The 23316-nt window shown below is 54.7% G+C and carries 26 protein-coding genes; 25 read left to right on the forward strand and 1 reads right to left on the reverse strand.

The annotated features are described in order from the left end of the window. Position 1 precedes the first annotated feature (1 nt). The 21 genes from TX77_RS04780 to TX77_RS04875 all read left to right on the forward strand — a co-directional run bounded on the left by TX77_RS04780 (position 2) and on the right by TX77_RS04875 (position 18275). Complete coding sequence (locus TX77_RS04780) at positions 2-832, forward strand: AAA family ATPase (protein ID WP_044503683.1); 831 nt, start codon at positions 2-4, stop codon at positions 830-832. Positions 833-841: 9 nt separating this feature from the next. Beyond that, a complete protein-coding gene (rodA, locus tag TX77_RS04785) occupies positions 842-1945 on the forward strand; it encodes a rod shape-determining protein RodA (RefSeq protein ID WP_044503684.1) in 1104 nt (367 codons plus the stop codon). A 23-nt stretch (positions 1946-1968) separates the two neighbouring features. Beyond that, positions 1969-3858 carry a TIGR03960 family B12-binding radical SAM protein gene (locus tag TX77_RS04790; RefSeq protein ID WP_230198043.1) on the forward strand — a complete coding sequence of 630 codons (1890 nt, stop codon included), beginning with the start codon at positions 1969-1971 and terminating at the stop codon, positions 3856-3858. Continuing rightward, positions 3833-4555 carry a TIGR03936 family radical SAM-associated protein gene (locus tag TX77_RS04795; protein WP_044503686.1) on the forward strand — a complete coding sequence of 241 codons (723 nt, stop codon included), beginning with the start codon at positions 3833-3835 and terminating at the stop codon, positions 4553-4555. The genes TX77_RS04790 and TX77_RS04795 overlap by 26 nt, the downstream gene beginning before the upstream one ends. Next, positions 4545-5240, forward strand: a complete 696-nt coding sequence (cobI, locus tag TX77_RS04800) for a precorrin-2 C(20)-methyltransferase (protein ID WP_081651697.1) — start codon at positions 4545-4547, stop codon at positions 5238-5240. The genes TX77_RS04795 and cobI overlap by 11 nt, the downstream gene beginning before the upstream one ends. A 50-nt stretch (positions 5241-5290) precedes the next feature. Then, positions 5291-6730 carry an Rne/Rng family ribonuclease gene (locus TX77_RS04805; protein WP_044503688.1) on the forward strand — a complete coding sequence of 480 codons (1440 nt, stop codon included), beginning with the start codon at positions 5291-5293 and terminating at the stop codon, positions 6728-6730. Positions 6731-6769: 39 nt separating this feature from the next. Beyond that, the gene (locus TX77_RS04810; RefSeq protein ID WP_044503689.1) at positions 6770-7993 is read left to right on the forward strand and encodes a lipase family protein; all 1224 of its coding nucleotides are present in this window, start codon (positions 6770-6772) and stop codon (positions 7991-7993) included. A gap of 96 nt (positions 7994-8089) precedes the next feature. Beyond that, positions 8090-9433 (forward strand): Trk system potassium transporter TrkA, encoded by a 1344-nt coding sequence (gene trkA, locus TX77_RS04815; RefSeq protein WP_044503690.1) that lies wholly within the window; start codon positions 8090-8092, stop codon positions 9431-9433. A 1-nt stretch (position 9434) separates the two neighbouring features. Continuing rightward, a complete protein-coding gene (locus TX77_RS04820; protein WP_044503691.1) occupies positions 9435-10889 on the forward strand; it encodes a TrkH family potassium uptake protein in 1455 nt (484 codons plus the stop codon). Between the two features lie 109 nt (positions 10890-10998). Further along, entirely contained in the window at positions 10999-12048 is a 1050-nt protein-coding gene (locus TX77_RS04825; RefSeq protein WP_044503692.1) for a GspE/PulE family protein, read from the forward strand. After that, positions 12039-12995 (forward strand): type IV pilus twitching motility protein PilT, encoded by a 957-nt coding sequence (locus TX77_RS04830; RefSeq protein WP_044503693.1) that lies wholly within the window; start codon positions 12039-12041, stop codon positions 12993-12995. The genes TX77_RS04825 and TX77_RS04830 overlap by 10 nt, the downstream gene beginning before the upstream one ends. Before the next feature lie 2 nt (positions 12996-12997). Next, entirely contained in the window at positions 12998-14050 is a 1053-nt protein-coding gene (locus TX77_RS04835; protein WP_044503694.1) for a type II secretion system F family protein, read from the forward strand. Between the two features lie 13 nt (positions 14051-14063). Then, complete coding sequence (locus TX77_RS04840) at positions 14064-14429, forward strand: competence type IV pilus major pilin ComGC (RefSeq protein ID WP_044503695.1); 366 nt, start codon at positions 14064-14066, stop codon at positions 14427-14429. 3 nt (positions 14430-14432) lie between these two features. Further along, positions 14433-14879, forward strand: coding sequence for a prepilin peptidase (locus tag TX77_RS04845; RefSeq protein WP_044503696.1), 447 nt, complete (start codon positions 14433-14435; stop codon positions 14877-14879). Next, positions 14876-15301 carry a hypothetical protein gene (locus TX77_RS04850; protein WP_044503697.1) on the forward strand — a complete coding sequence of 142 codons (426 nt, stop codon included), beginning with the start codon at positions 14876-14878 and terminating at the stop codon, positions 15299-15301. The genes TX77_RS04845 and TX77_RS04850 overlap by 4 nt, the downstream gene beginning before the upstream one ends. Next, a complete protein-coding gene (locus tag TX77_RS14030) occupies positions 15249-15734 on the forward strand; it encodes a hypothetical protein (RefSeq protein ID WP_230198044.1) in 486 nt (161 codons plus the stop codon). Before TX77_RS04850 ends, TX77_RS14030 begins: the two co-directional genes overlap by 53 nt. Continuing rightward, complete coding sequence (locus TX77_RS04855; protein WP_230198103.1) at positions 15649-16119, forward strand: hypothetical protein; 471 nt, start codon at positions 15649-15651, stop codon at positions 16117-16119. The genes TX77_RS14030 and TX77_RS04855 overlap by 86 nt, the downstream gene beginning before the upstream one ends. Next, on the forward strand, positions 16116-16532 hold the full coding sequence (locus TX77_RS04860; RefSeq protein WP_044503698.1) for a hypothetical protein: 417 nt from the start codon (positions 16116-16118) through the stop codon (positions 16530-16532). Before TX77_RS04855 ends, TX77_RS04860 begins: the two co-directional genes overlap by 4 nt. Before the next feature lie 11 nt (positions 16533-16543). Beyond that, on the forward strand, positions 16544-17290 hold the full coding sequence (locus TX77_RS04865) for a hypothetical protein (protein ID WP_044503699.1): 747 nt from the start codon (positions 16544-16546) through the stop codon (positions 17288-17290). A gap of 15 nt (positions 17291-17305) precedes the next feature. Beyond that, positions 17306-17815 carry a hypothetical protein gene (locus TX77_RS04870; protein ID WP_044503701.1) on the forward strand — a complete coding sequence of 170 codons (510 nt, stop codon included), beginning with the start codon at positions 17306-17308 and terminating at the stop codon, positions 17813-17815. Next, positions 17799-18275, forward strand: coding sequence for a hypothetical protein (locus tag TX77_RS04875; RefSeq protein WP_154651859.1), 477 nt, complete (start codon positions 17799-17801; stop codon positions 18273-18275). Before TX77_RS04870 ends, TX77_RS04875 begins: the two co-directional genes overlap by 17 nt. Positions 18276-18492: 217 nt before the next feature. On the opposite strand, the gene TX77_RS04880 is transcribed toward TX77_RS04875, so the two are convergent. After that, the gene (locus TX77_RS04880; RefSeq protein ID WP_044503703.1) at positions 18493-18930 is read right to left on the reverse strand and encodes a hypothetical protein; all 438 of its coding nucleotides are present in this window, start codon (positions 18928-18930) and stop codon (positions 18493-18495) included. 413 nt (positions 18931-19343) lie between these two features. Between TX77_RS04880 and TX77_RS04885 the strand changes: the two genes are divergently transcribed. From TX77_RS04885 to TX77_RS04900, 4 genes are all read left to right on the forward strand, one after another. After that, positions 19344-20519, forward strand: a complete 1176-nt coding sequence (locus tag TX77_RS04885; protein WP_044503704.1) for an iron-containing alcohol dehydrogenase — start codon at positions 19344-19346, stop codon at positions 20517-20519. Positions 20520-20538: 19 nt separating this feature from the next. Next, positions 20539-21459: an AEC family transporter gene (locus TX77_RS04890; RefSeq protein WP_044503705.1), complete on the forward strand. Its 921-nt coding sequence runs from the start codon at positions 20539-20541 to the stop codon at positions 21457-21459. A 69-nt stretch (positions 21460-21528) separates the two neighbouring features. Next, positions 21529-22527 carry an aldo/keto reductase gene (locus TX77_RS04895; protein ID WP_044503706.1) on the forward strand — a complete coding sequence of 333 codons (999 nt, stop codon included), beginning with the start codon at positions 21529-21531 and terminating at the stop codon, positions 22525-22527. A 142-nt stretch (positions 22528-22669) separates the two neighbouring features. Beyond that, on the forward strand, positions 22670-23305 hold the full coding sequence (locus TX77_RS04900) for a flavodoxin family protein (RefSeq protein ID WP_044503707.1): 636 nt from the start codon (positions 22670-22672) through the stop codon (positions 23303-23305). Positions 23306-23316: the final 11 nt, after the last annotated feature.

Below are 23316 nucleotides of genomic sequence, written 5' to 3' on the forward strand. Positions count from 1 at the left end.
CATGTCTCGACTCATCGCGATTGCTTCTGGTAAGGGAGGCGTCGGCAAAACTTTGATTACAGCTTCTCTTTCCGTACTGCTCCAGCGCCGCGGCTATCGGGTGCTGGCTGCCGATGCGGACATGGGACTGCGCAACCTCGATTTGCTTTTTGGCGTAGGCGATGCCGTCCGTTACGACGCCAGTCAGGCTGCCCGGGGAAAATGCCTGCCCAGGCAAGCCCTGGTATCGGTCTGTCCCGGCCTCGACGTCCTGCCGGCCAGTCAGAAGCGGACTTGGGAAAAGGTCGATGTGCCGTCTTTTCACTACGTCTTGGAATCCTTGGCCGGTGAATACGACTACGCCTTCGTCGACTGCCCGCCGGGCCGCGATGAGGCCTATCGGGCGGCGACGGCCCTGGCCGACCAGATTCTGTTCGTCGTCGAACCGTCGCCGTCGTCACTCCACGATGCCGGACGGGTCATGCAGTATTGCACGAAACAGAAACGTTTTCACTACGACGTCATTCTCAATAATTTTTACGCCGACGGTGTCATTTCGGCAGCCTCGGCGAAATCGACGCTTGGCGTAAAGACCGTCGCCGGGATCCTGCCTCACGACGAGGGCATCGATCAGGCGGCCAGTCAGGGCCTGATTCACGAAGCCTCAGACAGCCTGCCTTTCATGAAGGCCTTGTCGGCTACGGCAGACTGGCTTGAACAGGGGACGGCTATTGATGAAGCCGGGCTGACAAGCCTATTGCCGCGGCGCTCTGTCGGAGACGCTGACGAATCAGGCTTATCGGTGCGGCGCCGCCGGCAGGAATGCCGGAATTGGCGCCATCATCGTCGATAGGAGAGGGAAATGTTTATTAAACGTGAATGGAAGAATTTAGATAAAGTTATGCTCCTGGTGAGCTTTTTCATCGTCTGCATCAGCCTGGCTATTATCGGCAGTGCGACGCATATCAATAAAGGGGCGATCAACTATGATTTCGTCATTAAACAAGGCGTAGCCTTCGTCGTCGATTTCATGATCGTCATCTTTTTCAGCCGCTTTGACTATACCAAGTTAAAGAAGTACGGCAAACCCTTATATGTCATTAATTTACTGATGCTGGTGGCGGTCATGTTCGTCGGCACGTCGGCTCTCGGGGCCCAGCGCTGGATCCAGTTAGGGCCGATTACCCTGCAGCCGTCAGAATTTTCGAAACTCATCATGATCATCTGCACGGCGGCTATTCTCAGCGACCGCGTCGGCCAGCTTAATAAGTGGCGGCAGGTGCTTCCCATCGGCCTTTACGTCGGGATTCCCTTCCTCTTGGTCTTGAAACAGCCTGACCTGGGGACCAGTCTCGTCTTTTTGGCCATTACTTTAGGCATGCTCTTTGTTGGCCGCATCAAGATGTCCCTGTTGCGCAACGTCTTTTTGGCCGGCATCGTCCTGGCACCGGTGGGCTGGCACTTTCTGAAGGACTACCAAAAGTCTCGTATTACGGTATTTCTCAACCCTAACGCCGATCCTTTCGGGGCCGGCTACCACATCATCCAGTCCAAGATTGCCATCGGTTCGGGCATGCTCTTTGGTAAGGGCTTGTTCCAGGGGACGCAGAGCCAATTGAACTTTTTGCCGGAAAATCACACAGACTTCATCTTTTCCGTTATCGGGGAAGAACTGGGATTTTTAGGCTGTATTTTTCTCTTGTTCCTCTATTTTATCCTCATCTACCGAGGTATCATGATTGCCAAGGAATGTAAGGACACCTTCGGCATGATGCTGGCCACCGGCGTCGTATCCATGTGGGCCTTCCAGATCCTGGTCAATGTCGGCATGACCTGCGGCATTATGCCGGTCACGGGGATTCCGCTGCCCTTCATGAGTTACGGCGTCAGCGCCTTGACGACGAATATGATGGGCATGGGTATTTTATTGAGTATTTACATGCGTCAGCAGACGATGATCTTTTAGCGATTCCTGAAGGAGGAAATGAATTGTCACATCCTGTGGAGATAGATCCGATTTTATTGAGCAAAGTCAGTAAACCGGCCCGCTACGTCGGCGGGGAATGGAACAGCGTCGTAAAAGACCACGACCGGGTCAAACTGACCGTTGCTTACTGTTTTCCCGACGTCTATGAAGTGGCCATGAGCCACTTAGGCCTGCGCATCCTCTATGCCCTGCTCAACGAACGGCCTGATGTGGCTGCCGAGAGGGTCTATGCGCCTTGGCCGGATATGGAAGACCTCATGCGGACCAAAGGCTACCCGCTTTTTTCGTTGGAAACGAAGACGCCCGTCCGCGATTTCGACATGGTCGGCTTTACCCTGCAATATGAAATGAGTTTTACCAACATCTTAAATATGCTCGATCTGGCCGGAATGCCGATTTTTTCCAAAGACCGCGGCGACGATATGCCCTTAGTGGCCGCCGGCGGTCCTTGTGCGTATAATGCAGAACCCTTGGCCGATTACATCGATATCTTCTTCCTCGGCGAATCGGAAGAATCGACACAGCTCTTGGCCGATACGATCATCGCCTGGAAAGAAGGCGGAAAGCCCGGCGGCAAGAAGGGCCTCTTGAAAGAACTGGCTCAGCAGCCGGGAAACTACGTTCCGTCCTTCTATGACGCCGAGTACGACGAAGAGGGGAACTTCAAAGCCCTGGTGCCGACGGAACCGGAAGCCAAGGCCGAAATCGAAAAATGCGTCGTCGCCGACGTGGAACACGTCTTTTTCCCGACCAAACCGATCGTGCCCAACATCGACATCGTCCATAACCGGGCCGTTCTCGAATTGTTCCGCGGCTGCAGCCGGGGCTGCCGTTTCTGTCAGGCCGGCATGCTCTACCGTCCCATTCGGGAAAAGACGCCGGAACAGTTGGTAAAACTGGCCAAAGACATCGTGGCCAACTCGGGCTACGATGAAATTTCTCTCATGAGCCTGAGTTCGGCCGACTATTCCTGTTTGCCGGAACTGGTCGATCAGCTCCTCGACGCCTTTAAGGGCCAGAAGGTCAGCGTCAGCCTGCCGTCGCTCCGCGTCGACAGCTTTTCCGTCGACATCGCCAAGAAAGTCCAGCAGGTCCGTAAGAGCGGCCTGACCTTTGCCCCTGAAGCGGGGACGCAGCGCCTGCGCGACGTCATCAATAAGGGCGTCACTGAAGAAGATCTCCTCTCGGCCTGTGAGAATGCCTTCCAAAACGGCTGGTCGACGGTAAAGCTCTACTTCATGATGGGCCTTCCGACGGAAACGGATGAAGACTTGGCCGGCATTTCCGATCTCGCCTATAAAGTCCTGAACTTATACCGGTCTGTGACCCATAAGAATAACGGCAAGGTGACGGTCTCCGTCTCGAGTTTCGTACCCAAATCGCACACGTCCTTCCAGTGGTTCGGACAGCTGCCCATTGAGGAAATCGAACGCAAGCAGCAGTACATCAAGGGACTCATTCGCGATAAGCACATTTCTTACCACTACCACGACGCCAAGACGGGCCGCCTGGAAGCGACCTTTGCCCGCGGCGACCGCCGCATGGGGAAGGTCCTCTACGAAGCTTGGAAACTGGGCTGTAAATTCGATGGCTGGACGGAAATGTTCGACTATGACCGCTGGATGAAGGCCTTTGAATTGGCCGGCATCGATCCAGATTACTATGCGGCCAGAAACCGCAGCCTCGATGAGGCCTTGCCCTGGGATCACCTGACCAGCGGAGCTGCGAAAAATTATTTGAAGCAGGAATGGAGAAGGGCCGAACGAGCCGAACTGACCCATGACTGCCGCCGTCTGTCCTGTACGGGCTGCGGTGTCTGCCCCAATTTGGGCGTTTCGATTATCGATAGAAAGGCAGGGGACGCTCATGGCAAGAATACGTTTAGCTGTTAAGAAAGACGGGGCCCTGCAGTTTTTGTCGCACCTCGATTTTGCCCGGGCCGTGCGCTACGTCATCATCAGGGCTAAGCTTCCCATTTGTTATTCCGAAGGCTTCAACCCCCATATGAAACTCAGTTTTGCCTCGGCCCTCGGCGTCGGTGTGTCGGCCGATATTGAATATCTCGACATGGAACTTGCCGAAAAGATTCCCGTTCCCGACGTCATGGAACGGATGAACGCCATGTCGCCCCAAGGTTTTGCCGTCCTCGACGGCCGCTATGTCGACCCTAAGGCGCCGAAGTTGATGGCCATTGCCAATTACGCTGTCTATACCCTGCGGGGGCCTTTGAAGGAAGACCTCAGCCAAGACGGGCTGAATGCGATTTTGCAGCGCTTCAACGAGGCCCCATCGGTCCTCTATGAAAAGGTGTCCCATAAGGGAAAGCATCGCGTGCGGACCATCGAAGTCAAAAATCACGTCATCGATGCCATTCATGGGAATGTCAAAGACGGCGACGTCTATCTGACCGTCGGCATCTATCAGACCAGTGAAGGGGCTATCAAACCCGTTCAGGTTTGGGAAGTCCTTGAAAAGGACTTTAATCTTCCCGTTCATGCCGATATGATGCTGGCCCGGCGGACGGGAATCTTCGTTCGTAAAGACGACGGCAAGACGGCGTCTCTTTTTGAGGGCTATGATGAAAGGTAAACTGTACTGCGTCGGCATCGGCCCGGGGGACCCGGAGTTGTTGACCTTAAAGGCGCTGAAAACGATCGGGTCCTGTCCCGTCTTGGCCGTTCCCAAGAGTGGCAGCGGCCCTTTGACGGCCAAAGATATCTTGCTTAAAGCCTTGGACGGCAGCGATCTCAGCCTGTCCGAGAAAAAAGTCATCACCTTAGATTTTCCCATGACCCGTAAGGATGAAGTCCTGGCCGGGGCCCATGAAAAAGCGGCTCAATCGATTCAATCTGAACTCGATGAAGGCCGGGACGTGGCCCTCATTACCCTCGGCTGCCCGACGGTCTATGCGACCAGCATTTACGTTCACCGCCTCGTTCGGGACGCCGGCTATGAAACGGCCATCGTCCCCGGTGTGCCCAGCTTCTGTGCCGTGGCCGCTAAATTGCAGCAGCCGTTGTGCGAAAAAGACGAGGCCTTGCTGATCATTCCCGGCAACCATAAAAACCGCCGGCAGCTGCTGGCTCTCCCGGGCAGTAAGGTCATCATGAAACCGTCGGGAAAATTGGGACCCATCCAGGATGAACTGAAAGAATTGGGCCTCCTCGAGCGGACGGCGATGATCGAGCGCTGCGGACTTTCCGGCGAGAAAATATATGAACAGGCTGCCGATGCAGAAGCGACCGGGTATTTCGCCGTCTTATTGGTGAAATAATCGGCCTTAGAAGGACGTTTCGGCAGTCATTTACAAGGAGGAGTGACACGATGAAAACGATCGTTGGCAATGTCATGCCCGAAGAAACGCGCATGGCTATCCTCGAAGATGGTCGTCTTCGCGATTTCGCGGTGGAACGCGACGATGACATGCATATCGTCAATCATATCTATAAAGGCACAATCCAAAATATTCTGCCGTCCCTTCAGGCTGCCTTCGTCAATATCGGCCGCCGTAAAAATGCATTTATTTATATGGGGGATATGTTTCCTCGAGCGGCGACGAAAGAAGAAATCCAGCAGATGCATCTGTCTGTCGGCCAGTCGGTCTTAGTCCAGGTCATCAAGGACGAACAGGGATCTAAGGGACCGAAGGCGACGGCCAATGTCAGTTTGGCCGGCCGCTATGCTGTACTGATGCCGACCGTCGACTACATCGGCGTATCGAAAAAAATCCGCGATGAACAGGAGCGGGACCGCCTGCGCGACATCGTGTCTGAAATAAAGCCGGACGGCATGGGCCTTATCATTCGCACCGTCGCCAAGGGCGTATCACGGGAAGAACTCTTAGGCGACCTTCAGTATTTGCTGCGGACGTGGGACAGTATCCGCCAGCGTTACGCCCTGGCTAAGAAGCCGACTCTCTTGTACCGCGAAGCCGATTTGGTCATGCGCATGGTCCGCGACCATTTTACGGCCGACGTCAAACAAGTCGTCGTCGACAGCCGTGAAGCCTATGAACGCATCTGTCAGGTCTTTCCCGGTTCGCAGTGGCAAAGCCGTATCCGCCTCTACGAAGGGGACGAGCCGGTTTTTGAACACTATGGCATCGAAGAAGGTCTCAAAGGCCTGATGTCACGCATCGTACCCCTGCCGTCGGGTGGCAACTTGGTCATCGATCATACGGAAGCCTTGACCGTCATCGACGTCAACAGCAGCAAGTATACGGGCAACGGGACGACTCTTCAGGATACGATTTTTCACGTCAATAAAGAAGCGGCCATCGAAATCGCCCGCCAATTGCGCCTGCGCGATATCGGCGGCATCATCATCATCGACTTCATCGACATGGCCCAGCCTTTGAAACGCGATGAGATTTTGCAGATTTTGATCCGTGAAACGGCTATGGACTGCACCAAGACTCGGGTTCTCGGCATGACGGCTTTGAACCTCGTCGAAATCACCCGCAAAAAAGCTCGCCAAAGCTTGTACCAAGTACAGTTCGATCCCTGCGACGTCTGCGGCGGATCGGGATACCTCTATTCGGCTGAAACGGTGGTCCTCCAGATCATCCGCCGCCTGCGTCATATGGCGGCGAATCACCAGCTTCGCGGCGACGTCCTCATCGAAGCCCATCCGGACGTCTTGGCCCTCTTAAAGGATAAGAAGCGCAAGGCCGAATGGGAGCGGGAATTGAAGCGGACCCTCTATTTTGAAGCCTCAGATCATCCCAATCGGGAAGTATTCTCTATTTTATCGTATGCACCGTGATAAAAAGCGGGCTTAGGCGACCTAAAAGGAGGGAAGGCCATGTTTGGGAAAAAAGTATTCATCCTATCGCTTTGCTTCGTGCTGACGGCCTTGTCGGTTCTGGCGTCGTCGCCGCAGGAAGGATATGAACAGGCACGCCGAGAAGTCCTGTCAGCCTGGCTGTCTATGGCCTCTTATGACGATAAGCCCGGTGAAGCTGCCCGTCAGGAATTGATCCGCCGCGGTTGGGATATTGACTCTCGGATACAAAAAGACGATAAGTCCGAGTCGAAATTTAGCCTGGCTCGTAAGGGCCGGGACACGTTCGTCGCCGTCACCGGGACGGAAAGTTTGGCTGACGTCAAATCCGACTTGAATCTCCACTCGATTCCTTATAAAGAGGGGGATACGGGCGATTTGCGGAAAGTCCATGCCGGATTTTCCTATTATACGACGAGCCTCCTCGATACCCCGTATAAGGGGACGACGCTGAAACAGGCTTTAAAAGCCGACGCGGCATCGCAAAACGTGACTTTGACCGGCCACAGCCTCGGCGGGGCAGCGGCCCTCTTGGCGGCAGCCCGCCTCTATGATGAAGGCCTGCCGCAGATTCAGGTTGTCACTTTCGGTGCGCCGGCAGTGGGCAATTCAGCCTTTAATGAGACGTATGAACCCCTCCTTCACGTGGACCGCATCGTCATGGCCGGTGATCCCGTGAAGGGCATTTTACAGACCGTCGATGGGACATACAGCCAATTTTCCAAGGAAACGGTATGGGACAGTGCGCCGTCGGTGCAGCGCTTTGCCCATGACATTGTCGGCTATGCCGATGCGGCTTTGCGCCATTATTACGATGCTAAAGGGGCCTATGAAGCCTCTTTGGGGCATCCCTTGGCGGCCGATGAGGCCCGGGCGGCGACTCCTTCTGCGTGGGTCCTGCCACTGGCCGTGACCGTCGATACCGCTCTTTCCGGCGATGTGCCGTATATGAGGCAGGCTGCCGACGATCAGTTGACCTATCGCATCCATCCCTTATACGGGTCTTCTGGAAAATCCTTGGCAGAGAATTTGAAATCGGCTCGGGATAAGGGCTGTGAAGCTGTTTTAGTCCGCCGCCTTACGGGAAAACGAGCGAAGGACAAGGATTATGATTTTGTCATGACCTATGAAGAAGTGTGGTACGACGTACAGAGCGGCGCCGTCCGTTCGGCCTTTTCCATGACCATGAATACCGAAAAGATGACGCCCATCTTGGCGCTTCTGGCCATGGCCGGTACAGCCTAGGCTGAAGGGAAAGAGGGCAGATATAGCAACTGTCCCTTTCCGACGTTTCGTCTTTCGCCGGGCTGTTAATGTGATTCTTAGGAGGAGGTTTTTCCTTTGCGCATAGTTGTCGTAGGGGCCGGCAAGCTGGGCTACAGCATTGCCGAGCTGTTATCGCATGAACAATTTGATATCGTCGTCGTCGACCATGATGAAGAACGACTGGAGGTCGTCCGCAACACCCTCGACGTATTGACCATTCTGGCCAACGGTGCCAGTCCGGTTACGATGGATGATCCCGATATTCACGGATCGGACCTCCTCGTCGCTTGCACGGCGACGGATGAAGTCAATCTGGTAACCTGTATTTTAGCCAAGAAACACGGCATTAAATACACGGCCGTCCGCATCCGCGACATGCAGTTCCTGACCGGGGCCAAGGATTATCTGAAAAAGAATTTTGATATCGACCTGGTCATCAATCCGGAAATGATTACGGCCCGTGAAATCAACCGGATTCTCCTGACGCCGGCAGCCCTCAATGTCGAAGATTTTGCCAACGGCAAGGTCCGTCTGTTTGAAACCAAGATCACCCGCCATTCGCCGCTGGTCAACGTGCCTTTTAAGAATATGAATATGCCGCCGTCAGTCCTGGTCGGCATGATTTTCCGCGACCAGCGCATGATCATTCCTCACGGGGACGACCGCCTCTATCCGCACGATAATGCCTATTTTATCGGCGATGCCAAGGCCATTGAAAAATTCAGTGAAAATTTTGTGCCCAGCAATATCGAGACCATCGAGCGAGTTATCATCATCGGGGCCGGCCGGTCGGGCCGTTTTTTGGCGCCCATGCTGGATAAAGAAGGCTTCCAGGTCAAGATTTTCGATAAGGATCATGAACGGTGTCTGCAAGTGGCTGAACTGATGGATGACGGCCTGGCTATCCACGGCGACGGGACCGATATCGACCTCTTAGAGCAGGAAGGGATTGCCGATGCCGATGTCGTCATCTGCCTGACCGACGACGATCGCCTCAATTTGATGCTGGCCCTCATTGCCAAGCACTTGGGAGCTAAGAAGACCATCGTCCGCGTATCCCGTATCGAATACGGCGGACTTATGGAAAAAGTCGGCGTCGATATCGTCTTATCGACGCGGCTCTTGTCGGCTGGTGAAGTCCTGGCCTTTGCCCGGGGCGGCGTCGTATCAGTCTCTCTCCTCGAAGGAGCCAAGGCTGAAGCTGTCGAAGTCATCGTCCAGGAAGGGGCACCGGTCATCGGCAAACGACTGATGGATCTCAACCTGCCCAAGGAATGCCTGATCTGCGCCTATGTCCGCGACGGGGAAGCGTACATTCCGAACGGCCAGTCGGTCCTCTTGGAAGGCGACCGCATCATCCTCTTCAGTCAGACAGAACATTCGCAAAAGGTCATGCAGTACTTTAAAGGCAGGGAGTAGCATGGACAGACATATCTTGTTCTATCTCGTCGGCAGGATCATCCTGGTCAACGGACTGAGCCTGATCATTCCTTTGACAGCCGGCCTTCTTTGGGGCGAAAGGGGACTCTTATACTTCGGGCCTTCCCTCATCGCCGCCGTGGCCTTAGCGTTTTTTTGCCTCTATCGCGGCCGCCATCATAAGCGCCAGGTCGGGGCCGGCGAGGGTGCCTGGTATATGGTCCTCGTCTGGCTGGCATTGAGCCTGTTGGGGATGGTGCCGTACCTTATTGCCGGGGTCTTTACCTCGCCGGCCGATGCTTTCTTTGAAAGTGCAGCAGCCTTTACGACGACGGGGACGTCCGTTCTTGCCGACGGCGGTGCCGCCCTTCCGTCGTCGCTCCTCTTATGGCACAGTCTCATGGGTTGGCTGGGGGGCTTAAACTTTATCCTCATGCTGGTTTCGGTCATGCCCTTGGTGAGCGGCTGTTTCGGCCTGACCTTATCGGTCCATCAAAGCGTGTCTTTCAGTCCTATGGTGGCCAGTATGCAGGACGCAGCCCGAAAGGTAGGATGCATCTATTTGGCCATTACGATGTTTTCTATCTTTCTCTATTGGCTGGCCGGCCTTTCGCCGACGGCAGCTGTCAATCAAGCCCTTCTGACCTTGTCGACGAGCGGCGGCGACTCGCTCTTCGATTTTTTCCGCTATGACAGTCGGGCCCTCGAAGGGGCAGCGGCCCTTTCCATGCTCCTGGCCAGCGGCAACTTCCTCTTGTACTGGAAGGGCTGGGAACGGCGCAGTTTGAAAATCTTTCTGCACGACGCCGAACTGCGGTATTTTTTGATGATGTTCCTCGGCGTCAGTGCCGTCGTATCCTTTCACCTCTGGCACTACGGCGTCTATGATGGCTGGGATAACCTGCGCTACGGCTTTTTTCAGGTCTTATCCTTTATCAGTACCAGTGGTTTTGCGTCGACGTCGATGGAGTCCTGGCCGGAATTTGATAAGTATGTCCTGTTTTTACTGGCCTTTATCGGCGGCTGTATCGGATCGTCCACAGGGGGGCTCAAGGTCATGCGCTTTATGGTGCTGTTTAAAATGACCTCCCGGGAATTGCAGCGGACCCTTCACCCGCATATGGTCGTTTCTTTGAAAATAGACGGCGTTCCCGTCGATATGAAAATTGTCAGCCGCGTCCTCAGTTACTTTTTTTTAGTCATCATGACCTTTTTTGCATCGATGCTGATCATTTCCTTAGCCGGCGTCACCCCGATTCAGGCCATGGCCATGGCCGTCGGCTGTCTCTCCAGTGTCGGTTCGACGATGGCCCTCTTTGGTGTCACCGATGTGGCATCGCTACCGGCGTGGACGAAGGTATACTGCGGGTTTTTAATGATTTTAGGCCGCATTGAAATATTTCCCGCCCTGCTGGTCATTCAGCACAGTGTCAGTTATGTCTGGCGCCGCTGGTAAGCCTTGGTAAGAATGTGCTGTGGACGGAAACCTTTCCGTTAAAAAACAATTAAATCACCTTAGACCATCTCCTTTTCATGCTATGCTGGCAGGGAAAGGAGATTTTTTTATGGATGTGAACGCCTTATTTCAACAAGCCGTCGCGGCCGGTGCCAGTGACATTCATATCGAACCTTTGGATGAATTCGTCCGCATCCGCTGGCGAAAAGACGGGGTCCTCCATGCGGCAGGGCAATTGCCTCGCCAGCGCCTTGACAGCCTCGTCAGCCGCATCAAGGTCTTAGCCGGTCTCGACATTGCCAATCGGCGCCTGCCTCAGGACGGGCGCATCGTTTGGCATGAGGGAAGTCGGCGTCTCGACCTTCGCATCAGCACCTTGCCGACGGTTCGCGGGGAGAAAATCGTCGTCCGCATCCTCGACGGCAAGCGGATGCCCTTGGAGTTGTCAGCTCTTGGCATGGACGGCGAAGCCCGGGCCTGTTTAGAGAAACTGGTCTGCCGCCGGCAGGGACTGATCCTGATTTGCGGACCGACGGGGAGCGGCAAGACGACGACCCTCTACGCCGCCCTTCGCCATATTCACGATGAGCATCTCAGCATTGCTACCTTAGAAGACCCGGTAGAAATATTGATCGACGGCCTGTCTCAGAGCCAGGTGCAGCCAAAAGGCGGTATGGTCTTTCAAAACGGGCTGCGGGCCCTCTTGCGTCAGGACCCGGACGTCCTCGTCGTCGGCGAGATCCGCGACGGGGAAACGGCGCAGATTGCCGTCCGGGCGGCCCTTACGGGACATGTCGTGTTCACTACCCTTCATGCGCCGAGTGCCGTCGAAGCGGCCGTCCGCTTGAGCGATATGGGCGTTCCGGCCTACTTAGCTGCCGATGCCTTGACGGGCATCGTATCTCAGCGCCTCGTTCGCCGTAAGACAGCTTCCGGGGATTATGAAGGGCGCTTTTGCCTCTGTGAAGTCGTGCCGGCCGGGCCCTGTTTTAAAGACGCTCTTCGGCGGCGTGTCGATCTTCCCTCCTTGACGGCAGCGGCAGAAGGTGACGGCGCCGTCTTGTTACCGGCAGTCATACAGCGGGCCCTTGACAGCGGGTTGACTGACGAAGCAGAACTTCGCCGTGTCTGCGAGGGAGGACGAGGCCTATGGACATGACCGCCCTTATGGAACGGGCCATTGCCGGTCGGGCTTCGGACCTCCATCTCCAAGAGGGACGGCCGCCTATGATGCGGGTAGCTGCAGGGCTTTCCTCGGTTTCTATGGAATCCGTAGACCGCTTCGGGATGGACCGAGCCCTTCACACCATCGGCTGGTCGTCTGAACGCGACGGTGACGGGGCTTTTTCCTGGAATTCGTCCCTTCGCTGCCGCCTCCACGTCTGTCGGGAAGAGGCCGGGCTGCACCTCGCGATTCGCTTCCTCTATCCTTTGGCAGACCTCCCGGAAGATCGGGATCAGCTTTTGTTGACCCGTCTCGGAACGTTGTCGAGCGGGCTGGTCTTGGTCTCAGGGCCGACGGGCAGCGGTAAGACGACAGCCTTGTGGCGGATTTTACACGGCATTAATGAGCGGCGACGCTGTCACATCGTCACCTTGGAGGACCCTATTGAATACGTGGAAAGAGGGGACAAAGCACTCATTACCCAGCGCGAATTGGGCCGCCATTTTCCGTCCTTTCAGGAAGGCATCCGTCAGGCCCTGCGGCAAGATCCGGACGTCATCCTCATCGGGGAAATGCGCGATCGGGAAACGATGGATGCGGCCTTGACGGCAGCTGAAACGGGGCACCTCGTCTTTTCGACACTCCATACGCCGTCGGCTGTCCATACGGTAAGCCGCATTGCCAGTGCCTACGGGTCCGACGGGCAGGAAGAAGTCCGCCATCGCCTGTCCATGGTCCTTCAGGCCGTCCTTTCCCAGCGCTTGGTTGCCTGCGGGGAAACCTTGGGTGTGGCTCGGGAAATCCTGGTTCGTACACCGGCGGTTTCCCAGCTCATTCGCAGCGGGAAAGAGCATCAGCTGCCGACGGTCATGCAGACCGGAGCGGCCCTTGGCATGAGGACCATGGATCAGGCCTTGGTCCGTTTGACGAAAGGAGGGTGACGATGTTTTCACCATCGCCGCGCCTCGACGGGAAAAGCCTGGCTTTTTTCTTTCGCCAATTGGGGATGCTCTTGACCAGCGGCGTCCCTTTAGTCCAAGCTTGGAAACTATTGACGTCGGATATGAAGAAAAAGCGCCGACAAGCCCTGCATACGGCGGCTCTTCACATGGAGCAGGGCATCCGTCCATCGCTGGCCATGCGCCGTTGCCAGGCTTTTCCCACCTTGGCCTGCCGACTCATCGAAGCAGGGGAACAGACGGGGAATCTCGATACCATCTGTCAGGTCCTGGCTGATTTTTATACCCGGGCCGAGAAAGACCGTCGCGTCCTCTTTGGAGCCCTAGCCTATCCGGCCTTCTTATTGGCCTGTCTCTTGCTTTTGATGACAGGTGCCGTATTCTTCATCATCCCCGTCTTCGTCGACATGATGGCGCAGATGAACGTAGCTGTCCCCAAGGGGACGCAGTACCTCCTTTCGGTTTGCGGCTGGCTCCGCCGGCATGGCATCTATATCCCTTTGGGAATAAGCCTGATGAGTTTCTTCCTGGTGCGGGCCTGGCGGGACGATACGTATCGGTTGGCGATGGAAAAAGCCGTCCTTCGTGTTCCCGGTGTTCAGTCTTTATTTTTGGCGTGGGCCTGGCAGCGCTTCAGCCGCATCTTAGCCGTCCAGTTGTCCGGTGGAATTCCCTTATTGGAATGTCTGTCCGGCGCCGGCTCCGTCGTACCGTCGCTCTCGTTTCAGAACTACGTCCGCTGCCTCCGTTTTCGGTTGGAACGGGGACAGACCTTCAGCCAGGCTGTTCACGACAGTCCTTATGGCACGGCCTATATCGAGACCATGCTCACCGTCGGTGAAATGACCGGGAAATATGACGATGCCTTAACGGCCATCGCCGTTTATTATGACAGCCGCCTTCGTCGGTGGGCGGCCGGCCTGCAGCGCTGGCTGGGGCCCTTTGTCCTGATCATTGTCGGCGTCTTTATGGGATTTTTGATGTTTTCGCTGCTCTTGCCGCTGCTCGATATGGCATCTTCCGTCGTTACTTCTTGAAAGGAGTCTTATCATGACTATGCGAAATGGTTTTTCTATGTTAGAAATGTTAATCTGTGTCTCTATCATCCTGGTCTTTGCATCCTTTGCCGTACCGAAGTTCACGTCGGCAACGAAGACGGCACAGGAAGCCAAGGTACAGGCCGATATCCGCACTATCAGCAATGCTGCCGCCCTTTATGAAATCGACCACGGTGAATTCCCGACGACTGTCGACGAGCTGGTCAAGGTGGACGGCCAAGGACGGCAGTACCTGCAATTTAAGCCGCTGACGCCGGATAAAGAAGAGTACCGCATCGAAAATGGCGTCGTTTCTGCTGATTATAACGATAAGCATTATTCCTCTGATTCCGATGCAGGCGTGCCGGCCGGAACCTAAGCCATGGAGCTCTTTGGACTTTGGTACGGCTTGGCTTTTGGGGCTACGGCCGCCATTACCTATACCGACGTCAAAGCCTATTGGATTCCCGATGCTCCCGTTGTCGTCCTGGCAGTCGGCAATATCCTGTCCTTGGCCCTTGGCCTCGTCCGACCATCGGTCATGGCCGTCAGTGCGACGATTTTCTTTTTTCTCCTCCTCTACGTCCTCTGGCCGAACAGTATCGGCAGCGGTGACATTAAACTGGCCTTAGCCCTCTCTATCGGCTGTCCGGCGGGAGGGGCCTGGCTGATGACCGTGACGGCTTTCTTGTCCGCGACGGTCATCTCCCTTCTCTGTTGGAGCCTAAAGGGGAAGACCATCCTTCCCTTTGGGCCCTTCCTCCTCTTTGGCTGGTGGCTTTCACAGGAGATTCACTTTCAGTGGCTCCGTATCGGTCTCGGCTTATGAAACGACGCAATGGATTTATTCAACTGACAGGCCTGTTGACGGCTGTGTTCCTCCTCGGCCTTTATTTGGCCTTGGCTCTGAGCAGCAGCCAGTCCCTCAGCCGTCATCAAGCCCTTGACGGCCTCGTGCGGGAGTTGGTCTTTGATATGGAAATCGCCCGCCAGCACAGCCTTGGCAACAACGTCGGTAAAGATTACTGTAAGTTGATGCTGCAAGAGGATCGGTATGTCTTGCAGCATCGCTATCGAGTGAAGAAAAAAAGGCCTTACCCGCCGGGGATACGGGTGACGAAAGGAGTGGTGCAGTTTGATGTTTACGGCCGTCCGAAGTATAAAATGGTGGTCGTCGTTTCGGCAGACGATGAGCGCTATGAGCGGCGCATCGTCGTGGCGGCTCAGACCGGGCGCATCCGCATCGAGTAGGAAGAACGGCTTTTTCTTCCTGGCTGACGGCATGGCAGCCTTTTTTATCGGAGCCGTCCTGCTGCTTGCCGCCGGAGCCCTTGCCGTCCAAGCCCTGGAGCTGCACCGGCGGGCTGCCTCTCGCTATCAGGCGGTCATGGTCGGCCGTCAGGCCATGGAACGGTGGAAGGCCGGACTGCCTTTGCCGGATGAGATAGAAGTGGCCGGACATCGTTATGGAATCCGGCATCGGCAGTATGGCGAGCAACGAGGGTATACGGTATGGGAAGTCGAGGTGGACGATGAAGGTGGCAAACCGTTTTTCTGTCGGCGCCTGGGGCCGATTCCGCCGAAGGAACGGCTGGATGATGATGGATATGCTGCTGGCCATGACCTTCGTCGTATTGGCTGTGACAGCCTTCCTGCCCCTGATGAGTCAGACCGTGAGCTTTGATAGAAGGGCCCATATTCAAGAGGCCTTACTGCGTCAGGCCGTGAGCATTGAAGCGACCTTGTTCCAAGAATTGGTCTACGGTCAGGAATGGGACGTGTCTTTCGACAGTATTCGCTTTACAACACCGCAGGGGAGGCGCAAAGGCTTTCTGGTGCACGGGGACGTCCTCTTTGTCCGCCTCAATGACGGGACGTATCAGCCACTGACCGGCGGTGTCGGTACGGTCAAGGGCTGTCGGATTCTGATTTACCCTTACGACAAAAGGCCCTTCTTTTCTCAAGAAGGGCAGGCCGTTGCCGTATCCCTTCTTCTCGTAGAGGAAGAAAGCGGGCTGTCCCTGCCGATTACGCTTATGGTAACGTCGTTGAATGAAGGAAGGCGATGAAGATGCGAAACGGATTCTTTTCTTTTTCGATGACGGCCATGGCCGTCCTGACCTTGTCCCTGGCCATGACGACGGCTTTGTTGGCCGTGAGCAGCCTGCAGATGGTTGCCATATATGAAAAGAAAGTCCGCCTGCACTACTTGGCGGACAGTGCCGTCCGAGAAGGATGGCAGGAGGTACAACAAAATCCACTTCCTTATTTTCAACGTCACGCCGTGGCCGTGCCTCAATCGGCGCAGCTGGCCGAAAAGGGAGAAGCCGTCACTGTCGAAGTTCAGGGCGACCGCGGGTATTTGCGGGCCCTTGCCGTCGATGAAGCGGCATCGTTAGAACAAACGAGCAGCCTTTTCTTTGAAGTAGTACGGCATGAAGACGGTCAGTATGAATTGCAGCCGATTCATTATCGGGATTGAGAGGTGAGGGTATGCGGCAGTACAGAAATGCCTGTCTGTGGCTGATGGGGCAGACGATTCGCGTTTTAAAACAAACACGCAAATGGTATGGTCCCGTCGCCTTTTGTCAAGGGCATACGGAGTGTGAGCGGCAATGGAAGAAGGATTGGCTTGATTCTCCCGATGAAATTCGGGCCAAAATGCCGCTGTTACTGGATCGCTACGGCCTGTCCGGCTGGCGTATCCATATCGTCGTCGGCGGACCGAATATGATATGGAAGCCTATTCCTTTAGCGACAGCAGATGCGGCCGAAGCCCGGGAACTCATTCGGGGTGCCGGCTTGCTCGACGAAGATGGGAAGCCCTATGGCTTTGACCTTGCTTGTCCTGAAAAAAATCGAGACGGGCTCTATGACTGGATCGTCGGCGCCTATCCGGCCGACTGTATCGAGGCTTTGTGTCAATCCGTCGTCGATGCCGATGCCGTCCTTGCTTCCTTGGACCTGCTGCCTGCTTTTTTGGGACGGATCCAACCGGAGGGGCAAGGCCTCCTATCGTTTCGGGATGAAAGGGTCCTCCATACGGTACATCTGCAAAACGGCCGGCCCCTGGCCTATGAGCTGCAAGAAGGTGCGCCTCTTTCAGAAGGGGCTTCACCTTTTATGTGGCAGGAAGACGGGGAGACGGAAGGCCGCCCCTTGTCGCCGTCGAAGGCCGTTGCTCAGGTCATGGAACAGTATGGACTGTCTCAGGCGACGGCGTCCTTGATTCTGCTGTAAGGGAGCGTGGTGAGCGTGAAATGCAACTTGATACCGCCGGCATACCGGCAGCCTCGATGCCTTTGGGGAAAGCCCCTTACGCTGGGACTCTTGGGATTGGCCGGACTCTTTTTGGCAGGCGGAACTTTTTTTCAATACCAAATCGCCCAAGAGAAAATGTATTATGAAAGGGTACTTTATCCGATCCAAGAGAGAATCAAAGGCCATAACGACCGGATCCGAGAGGGGCAGGCCTTGGCCGAACGACAGGCCAAAGAACGGCAGGAGACGTCTTTTTCCTGGCCTGTCTTGTTCGTGGATCTGGCCCTTTCCAAACCGGATACGGTCGTTGTCACCAAGGTCAGCGGCCGAGACAGGGGAGCCGTCATCGAAGGCTTGACAGCGACTCCCGACGGGGCCCGAAAATGGCAGAGCTATTTACAGGCCGGCGGGCGGTATCAAGCGGCTGTGACCCGTATGCAGCCTAAAGGCGGCGAAGCCGTCCCTTTTTCCTTAGAAGTGAGTTGTCATGAAAAAAATTCTTAAAGGGCGGGTGTGGTCACCGTCGTGGATCCTGGCGGCCTTACTATTGGCGGGGCTCTCTCTGGGGTATGCTTGGATGTCGTATCAATCTTTTACAGCATGGAAAAGTCTTCGCAGCCAGCTTCAAGTCTATGCCCATAAAGATTTTTCGGCTTCCGCAGCGGTGCTGGACGGGAGTGCTGTCGATATGGAAGGGGCTGTTTCAAATCTGATCGACAGTCATGGACTGACCCTCTTGTCGTGGCACCAGGCCCGACAGGGCGACGGCCAGACCCTGATGATGGAAGGTCCTTTTGCCTCGATCCTGTCATGGCTCAATGACTGGCAGAAAGAAGTTCCCAACGGGTCCGTAAAGGTCATCGAGTGGGTGCCGACAGGCGAATCGACGGTTATTACCGTCGAAGTGTCGGGCCCTCCGGGACATACTGTCAAACAGAGAAAAATGGCTGAGCCCGGCCCCTAGATAAGCGGGAACGCTTTCTGTCACCGTCATGGAGACTGAGTCAGGGGGAATCGGTGAAACATCCTTTTCCACAGATAGAGTTCTTGGTCCGTTGGTTACGGGCATCTGAAAAAGCCACTGATGACTAAATCAGTGGCTTTTTGTCGTAAAAAATCAGAAGGCGGATTTCGGATACATAAATCAGTATCTATCCGGTACGAATCGATACGCCGATTTGTCAGTCGCCCCAGTCCATCATATGGTCGATAAAGGTGTCGATCCGGTCGCGTTGGCGCTCTTCCGGAGTTTTTTCCCGCGGGGCAGCATAGCACGGGCCGTGGTGATGGTAGGTTCCGCGACGGCCGGCTTGGCGGTAATGGGGATAGTAAGGCAGGGTATCCTGATGGAAGAAGGTTTCCGTATTGTACGTGTGGACGGCCTTATTGTACTGGTCGACGGCGTCTCTTCGCCGGGCCAGGAGTTCGTCAATCTGTTTATCGACGTCGCGGACATAGGTGTCCAAATCTTTCCGATAGGCGTCCATTTCGGATCGGCTGGCCATCTCTGCTGAGAAGGGTTCATGGCTGCTGGAAAAACGTTCTTTGGCATCTGCGCCGATGGGCAGGGCCATTGCCAGGGAGGCTAGGATGGCAATAGACATCATTTTTTTTGACATAGCGTGTAGTCTCCTTTTTTTACATAAAATACATAATTATTATACCTTATTTTTACACCGAACCTCAAGTTCTATTCGGAAGTCATGACCATAAGGAAAATCTTTCCGTTTCTCCCAAATCATCTGCCGTCCCTGTTTCGGGAGAGGGCGTTCAAAGCCGCTCCGACTGACAAGAGAATAGGAACGGCTGCCAGAGGTTTCAACTGGCTTTTCGGCCGAAGGCATGTTTTTAGAAAAAGTTTTCAAAAAAGACTTGACCGGTAGTTAATACCGAATGATAAGATAAATTTGTACCTGAGGTGAAGGCCGGGACAGCCCCGTTTGTAAGCCCTTTTGGAAGGTTCGATACTTTTTGTTGCTTTTACACAGCCTCTTGGCTGTTTATAGATAGATATTGGATAGGAGACGATGAAATGGAAAACTTTGTTTTTGAAAATAGTACAAAAGCCTATTTTGGAAAAGGCTGCGTCGGTCAATACTTGCCGGAACTCTTGTCCCATTACGGGAAGACGGTCATGGTGGCCTATGGCGGCGGCTCCATTAAGCGGACCGGCATTTACGATGAAATCATGGCGATTTTGACCAAGGCCGAAAAGGCCGTCGTCGAATTTTCGGGCATCATGGCCAATCCGACCTATGCCAAGGTCCTCGAAGGGGCGAAAATCGCCAAAGAACAGGACGTGGACCTCATCTTGGCTGTCGGCGGCGGTTCGGTCATGGACTGCTGCAAAGCCGTGTCCCTGGCTGCCGTCTATGACGGTGACGTGTGGACTGATTTTTGGGCTAAGGCCGGCACCATCGACGTCAAACCTATTCCGTTAGGCATCGTCATGACCGTATCGGGGACGGGCAGTGAGATGAACGGCGGCGCCGTCATTACCAACGAAGACGTAAAGATTAAGACCGGCCGCGATTACCCGGCCCTCAACGCTCAATTTGCCCTCCTCGACCCGCTTTATACCTACACCGTTCCCAAGCTGCAGATGATTTCCGGCGCCTTTGATTCCTTTACGCACATGATGGAAACCTATTTCAGCGCCCCCGATGTTGATAATGTGTCGGACAGCATTAATGAAGCCCTCATGAAGAGCGTCGTCCGCAACCTTCGTAAGGCCATTGAAAATCCTGAAGACTACGAAGCCCGCAGCAACCTGGTCTGGCTCTCGACGATGGCTGAAAACCGTATCCTCAAATTGGGGAAGAAAGGCGATTTCCAAGGCCATATCTTAGAGCACTCCCTGGGAGCCTTTACGGACTGCAACCACGGCTGCGGCCTGGCCGTCCTCTTGCCGGTCTATTACCGCCACATTAAAGTTGAAGGGGCGGAAAAATTCGCCCGCTTTGCCAGCGAAGTTTGGGGCATTTCCCCGGAAGGGAAGACAACAGCTGAACTTGCTAACGACGGCGTCGAAGCCTTAGCCTATTTTGTAAAGGAAATCGGCCTGCCGACGACCTTGCGGGAACTGGGCATGACGGACGACCAAAAAGATTGGCTGCCCCGTATAGCTTCCGGTTGTGTCGCTTCGCCGGGAAGCTACAAGCACCTCGATGGCGATGAAATCTTGGCCATCTTTGAAGAAGCCTGGTAGGAAGGATAATGAGGAACCGATGCTTATTTTACAACAAATGATTATTTTCGTCCTGCTCATGGCCGTTGGCGCCTTGGCCCGTCGTTATGAAATCCTGACGCCGGCCAATCAGCCGCAGATTACGAAATTGGTGGTCAACATCGCTTATCCGGCCATTATCTTATCGGGCGTTACCGGCAAGGGCCCCCGCATTGAAGGGGCGGAACTGGCCTATGCCTTCGGCGTCATCCTGACCATGCTGGTTTTGCTCATGGCCTGTGCCTGGATCCTGCCGCGGATCCTTCGCTATCCCAAGAAACACTACGGCATCGTCAATGTCATGGTCATCTTCACCAATATCGGTTTCATGGGCGTTCCCATGATCGACGGCATTTACGGGAAGGATGCCCTCATTTATATGACCGTCCTCTTGATTCCTTTTAATATTCTCTTTTTCTCTTATGTTATTCAGACCATCAAAGGCAGTTCTGACAAGAAAGAACCCTTTCGTTGGCAGAGTTTGGCCAATACCGGCATGGGCGCCTGCATCCTGGCCATCATCCTTTACCTGAGCGGCATCGAGCTGCCGTATATACTGGCCCAGTCGATTATCATGCTCGGCAGTATGACGGCGCCTTTGGCCATGATGCTCCTCGGTTCTTTCCTGACCGATACGGCGTGGAAGTGCATGATAAACGGCCGCATCATCGCCTTTACGATCCTCAAGATGGTCGTCATTCCCATCGTCCTGACCCTAATTCTCGGCCGCTTCGTGGATAATACGTATTTACTGGCCATCTGCATGGCGGCACTGGCGACGCCGTCAGGGAACATCATTCCCCTCTTGGCAGCCGTTTATAATAAAGACGCCTATCCTGTCTCCGTAGAGGGCATTGCCTTGACGACGGCTGCTGCCGTGGTTACCATGCCAATCGTCGCTGTCGTCACCGGCCTTGGTTGAGATCAGGGGAAACCTTAGCTTATATCGATTTCATGACACTTCGTTTTTATTTGGAAAGGAAGGATTTTTATGAAAACTCGCACCTTAGGAAAAGATTTTACCGTATCGGCCGTCGGCTTAGGCTGCATGGGCATGAGTCACGGTTATGGCAAGCCCAAGGATCGCCATGAAATGACAGAATTATTGGCCAAGGCCGTCGATGCCGGCTATACCTTCTTCGATACGGCCGAAGTCTATGGGACACCGGACGATCCCCACGCCAACGAAACCTTGTTGGGAGAAGCCTTGAAGCCTTTCCGCGACCGCATCCAGATCGGCACCAAATTCGGCATCCACTTCGATATGACGTCGCCCGAGCCCAATAAGCCCATCGTCCCCGATGCCCGTCCGGAACTTATCCGCAAGTCCGTCGAAGACTCTTTGAAACGCCTTCAGACCGACCATATCGACATCTACTACCAGCATCGCCAGGACACCAAGGTTCCCGTCGAAGACGTAGCTGCCGTCATGGCTGACCTCATGAAGGAAGGGAAGATCCTTCATTGGGGCCTGTCCGAAGTCGACGCAGACACCCTGCGCCGGGCCCATGCCGTCTGCCCGGTCACGGCCGTACAGAACCGCTATTCCATGATGGCCCGCTGGTATGAAAAGATGTTCCCGGTCCTCGAAGAACTGCAGGTCGGCTTAGTTGCCTTTTCGCCTATGGCTAACGGTTTCCTGACGGCTCGGTACGATGCGAATTCTCAATTTGATCCCGATACGGACTACCGCCGGAATATGCCCCAGTTCCAGGCCGATGCTATCGAAGAAAACAAGGCCCTTTTGCAGTGGATCCAGGACCTGGCTGCCTCCAAGAATGCTACGCCGGCACAATTGTCCCTTGCCTGGATGATTTCTAAAAAGCCGTGGATCGTACCTATTCCGGGAACGACCAACCCGAATCGTCTCTTAGAAAACGGGGCAGCCGCGGACATCGAACTGACGGCTGATGAAGTACGCCAAATTGATGAAGCCCTGGATAAGATACAGATGTCGTCCGTCTTTGGCGGTACGGTCGTTCGGGGCTGATCGCTTTCCGACGGTTCGTCGGAAAGACCGAATTTTTCAATTTATAATAAAAAAGACATATGTTCCCTTGACTTGGACTCGACACCAAGGTTTATAGTATAATAATGGAGTCAGGTTGAGGTGATGGAAAGAGGATATGACCATGAAAGTATTATTGGTAAACGGCTCGCCTCATAAAGAAGGCTGTACCTATACGGCCCTTCAGGAAGTGGCCCGGACTTTGGAAACCCTCGGCATTGAAACGGAATTCTTTTGGATCGGTGTCAAACCGATTGGCGGCTGCATGGCCTGTCATAAGTGCCGGGAAATCGGGCGCTGCGTCATTCCCGACATCGTCAATGAATTTCGGGAAAAGGCCTTGTCGGCCGACGGCTTCGTCTTCGGCTCACCCGTCCATTATGCGGCTCTGGCCGGCAATATGACGTCCTTCATGGACCGCGTCTTTTATGCCGAAGCCAACGGAAACGGCAATAAGGCCTTTTATTTGAAACCGGCAGCAGCCGTCATTTCGGCACGCCGGGCCGGGACGACCGTCTCTTTTGACCAGATGAATAAATACTTCACCCTGCAGGAAATGCCTATCGTCTCGTCGCGCTACTGGAATGAAGTCCACGGCGCGGCGCCGGAAGAAGTCTTGGAGGATAAGGAAGGCCTGTATACCATGCGGGTCTTAGGCCGTAATATGGCCTATATGCTGCGCTGTCAGGAAGCGGCCCGCCAGGCCGGTGTAGCCCTTCCGGAACGGGAAGAACCGATTTTCACGAATTTTATTCACTAAAAGGAGGTACC

Source organism: Megasphaera massiliensis, assembly GCF_000455225.1.
GTDB classification, from domain to species: domain Bacteria; phylum Bacillota; class Negativicutes; order Veillonellales; family Megasphaeraceae; genus Megasphaera; species Megasphaera massiliensis.

What these genes read in the sequence shown, in the direction of transcription:
- TX77_RS14030 (WP_230198044.1), top strand. Translation starts at nt 15,249, where the DNA reads ATGAGCGGCGCATCGTCGTGGCGGCTCAGACCGGGCGCATCCGCATCG.
- cobI (WP_081651697.1), top strand. Translation starts at nt 4,545, where the DNA reads ATGAAAGGTAAACTGTACTGCGTCGGCATCGGCCCGGGGGACCCGGAG.
- TX77_RS04810 (WP_044503689.1), top strand. Translation starts at nt 6,770, where the DNA reads ATGTTTGGGAAAAAAGTATTCATCCTATCGCTTTGCTTCGTGCTGACG.
- TX77_RS04820 (WP_044503691.1), top strand. Translation starts at nt 9,435, where the DNA reads ATGGACAGACATATCTTGTTCTATCTCGTCGGCAGGATCATCCTGGTC.
- TX77_RS04885 (WP_044503704.1), top strand. Translation starts at nt 19,344, where the DNA reads ATGGAAAACTTTGTTTTTGAAAATAGTACAAAAGCCTATTTTGGAAAA.
- TX77_RS04860 (WP_044503698.1), top strand. Translation starts at nt 16,116, where the DNA reads ATGAAGATGCGAAACGGATTCTTTTCTTTTTCGATGACGGCCATGGCC.
- TX77_RS04880 (WP_044503703.1), bottom strand. Translation starts at nt 18,930, where the DNA reads ATGTCAAAAAAAATGATGTCTATTGCCATCCTAGCCTCCCTGGCAATG.
- TX77_RS04825 (WP_044503692.1), top strand. Translation starts at nt 10,999, where the DNA reads ATGGATGTGAACGCCTTATTTCAACAAGCCGTCGCGGCCGGTGCCAGT.
- TX77_RS04890 (WP_044503705.1), top strand. Translation starts at nt 20,539, where the DNA reads ATGCTTATTTTACAACAAATGATTATTTTCGTCCTGCTCATGGCCGTT.
- TX77_RS04855 (WP_230198103.1), top strand. Translation starts at nt 15,649, where the DNA reads ATGATGGATATGCTGCTGGCCATGACCTTCGTCGTATTGGCTGTGACA.
- TX77_RS04895 (WP_044503706.1), top strand. Translation starts at nt 21,529, where the DNA reads ATGAAAACTCGCACCTTAGGAAAAGATTTTACCGTATCGGCCGTCGGC.
- TX77_RS04835 (WP_044503694.1), top strand. Translation starts at nt 12,998, where the DNA reads ATGTTTTCACCATCGCCGCGCCTCGACGGGAAAAGCCTGGCTTTTTTC.
- TX77_RS04795 (WP_044503686.1), top strand. Translation starts at nt 3,833, where the DNA reads ATGGCAAGAATACGTTTAGCTGTTAAGAAAGACGGGGCCCTGCAGTTT.
- TX77_RS04805 (WP_044503688.1), top strand. Translation starts at nt 5,291, where the DNA reads ATGAAAACGATCGTTGGCAATGTCATGCCCGAAGAAACGCGCATGGCT.
- TX77_RS04845 (WP_044503696.1), top strand. Translation starts at nt 14,433, where the DNA reads ATGGAGCTCTTTGGACTTTGGTACGGCTTGGCTTTTGGGGCTACGGCC.
- rodA (WP_044503684.1), top strand. Translation starts at nt 842, where the DNA reads ATGTTTATTAAACGTGAATGGAAGAATTTAGATAAAGTTATGCTCCTG.
- TX77_RS04850 (WP_044503697.1), top strand. Translation starts at nt 14,876, where the DNA reads ATGAAACGACGCAATGGATTTATTCAACTGACAGGCCTGTTGACGGCT.
- TX77_RS04865 (WP_044503699.1), top strand. Translation starts at nt 16,544, where the DNA reads ATGCGGCAGTACAGAAATGCCTGTCTGTGGCTGATGGGGCAGACGATT.
- TX77_RS04830 (WP_044503693.1), top strand. Translation starts at nt 12,039, where the DNA reads ATGGACATGACCGCCCTTATGGAACGGGCCATTGCCGGTCGGGCTTCG.
- TX77_RS04780 (WP_044503683.1), top strand. Translation starts at nt 2, where the DNA reads ATGTCTCGACTCATCGCGATTGCTTCTGGTAAGGGAGGCGTCGGCAAA.
- TX77_RS04875 (WP_154651859.1), top strand. Translation starts at nt 17,799, where the DNA reads ATGAAAAAAATTCTTAAAGGGCGGGTGTGGTCACCGTCGTGGATCCTG.
- TX77_RS04900 (WP_044503707.1), top strand. Translation starts at nt 22,670, where the DNA reads ATGAAAGTATTATTGGTAAACGGCTCGCCTCATAAAGAAGGCTGTACC.
- TX77_RS04840 (WP_044503695.1), top strand. Translation starts at nt 14,064, where the DNA reads ATGACTATGCGAAATGGTTTTTCTATGTTAGAAATGTTAATCTGTGTC.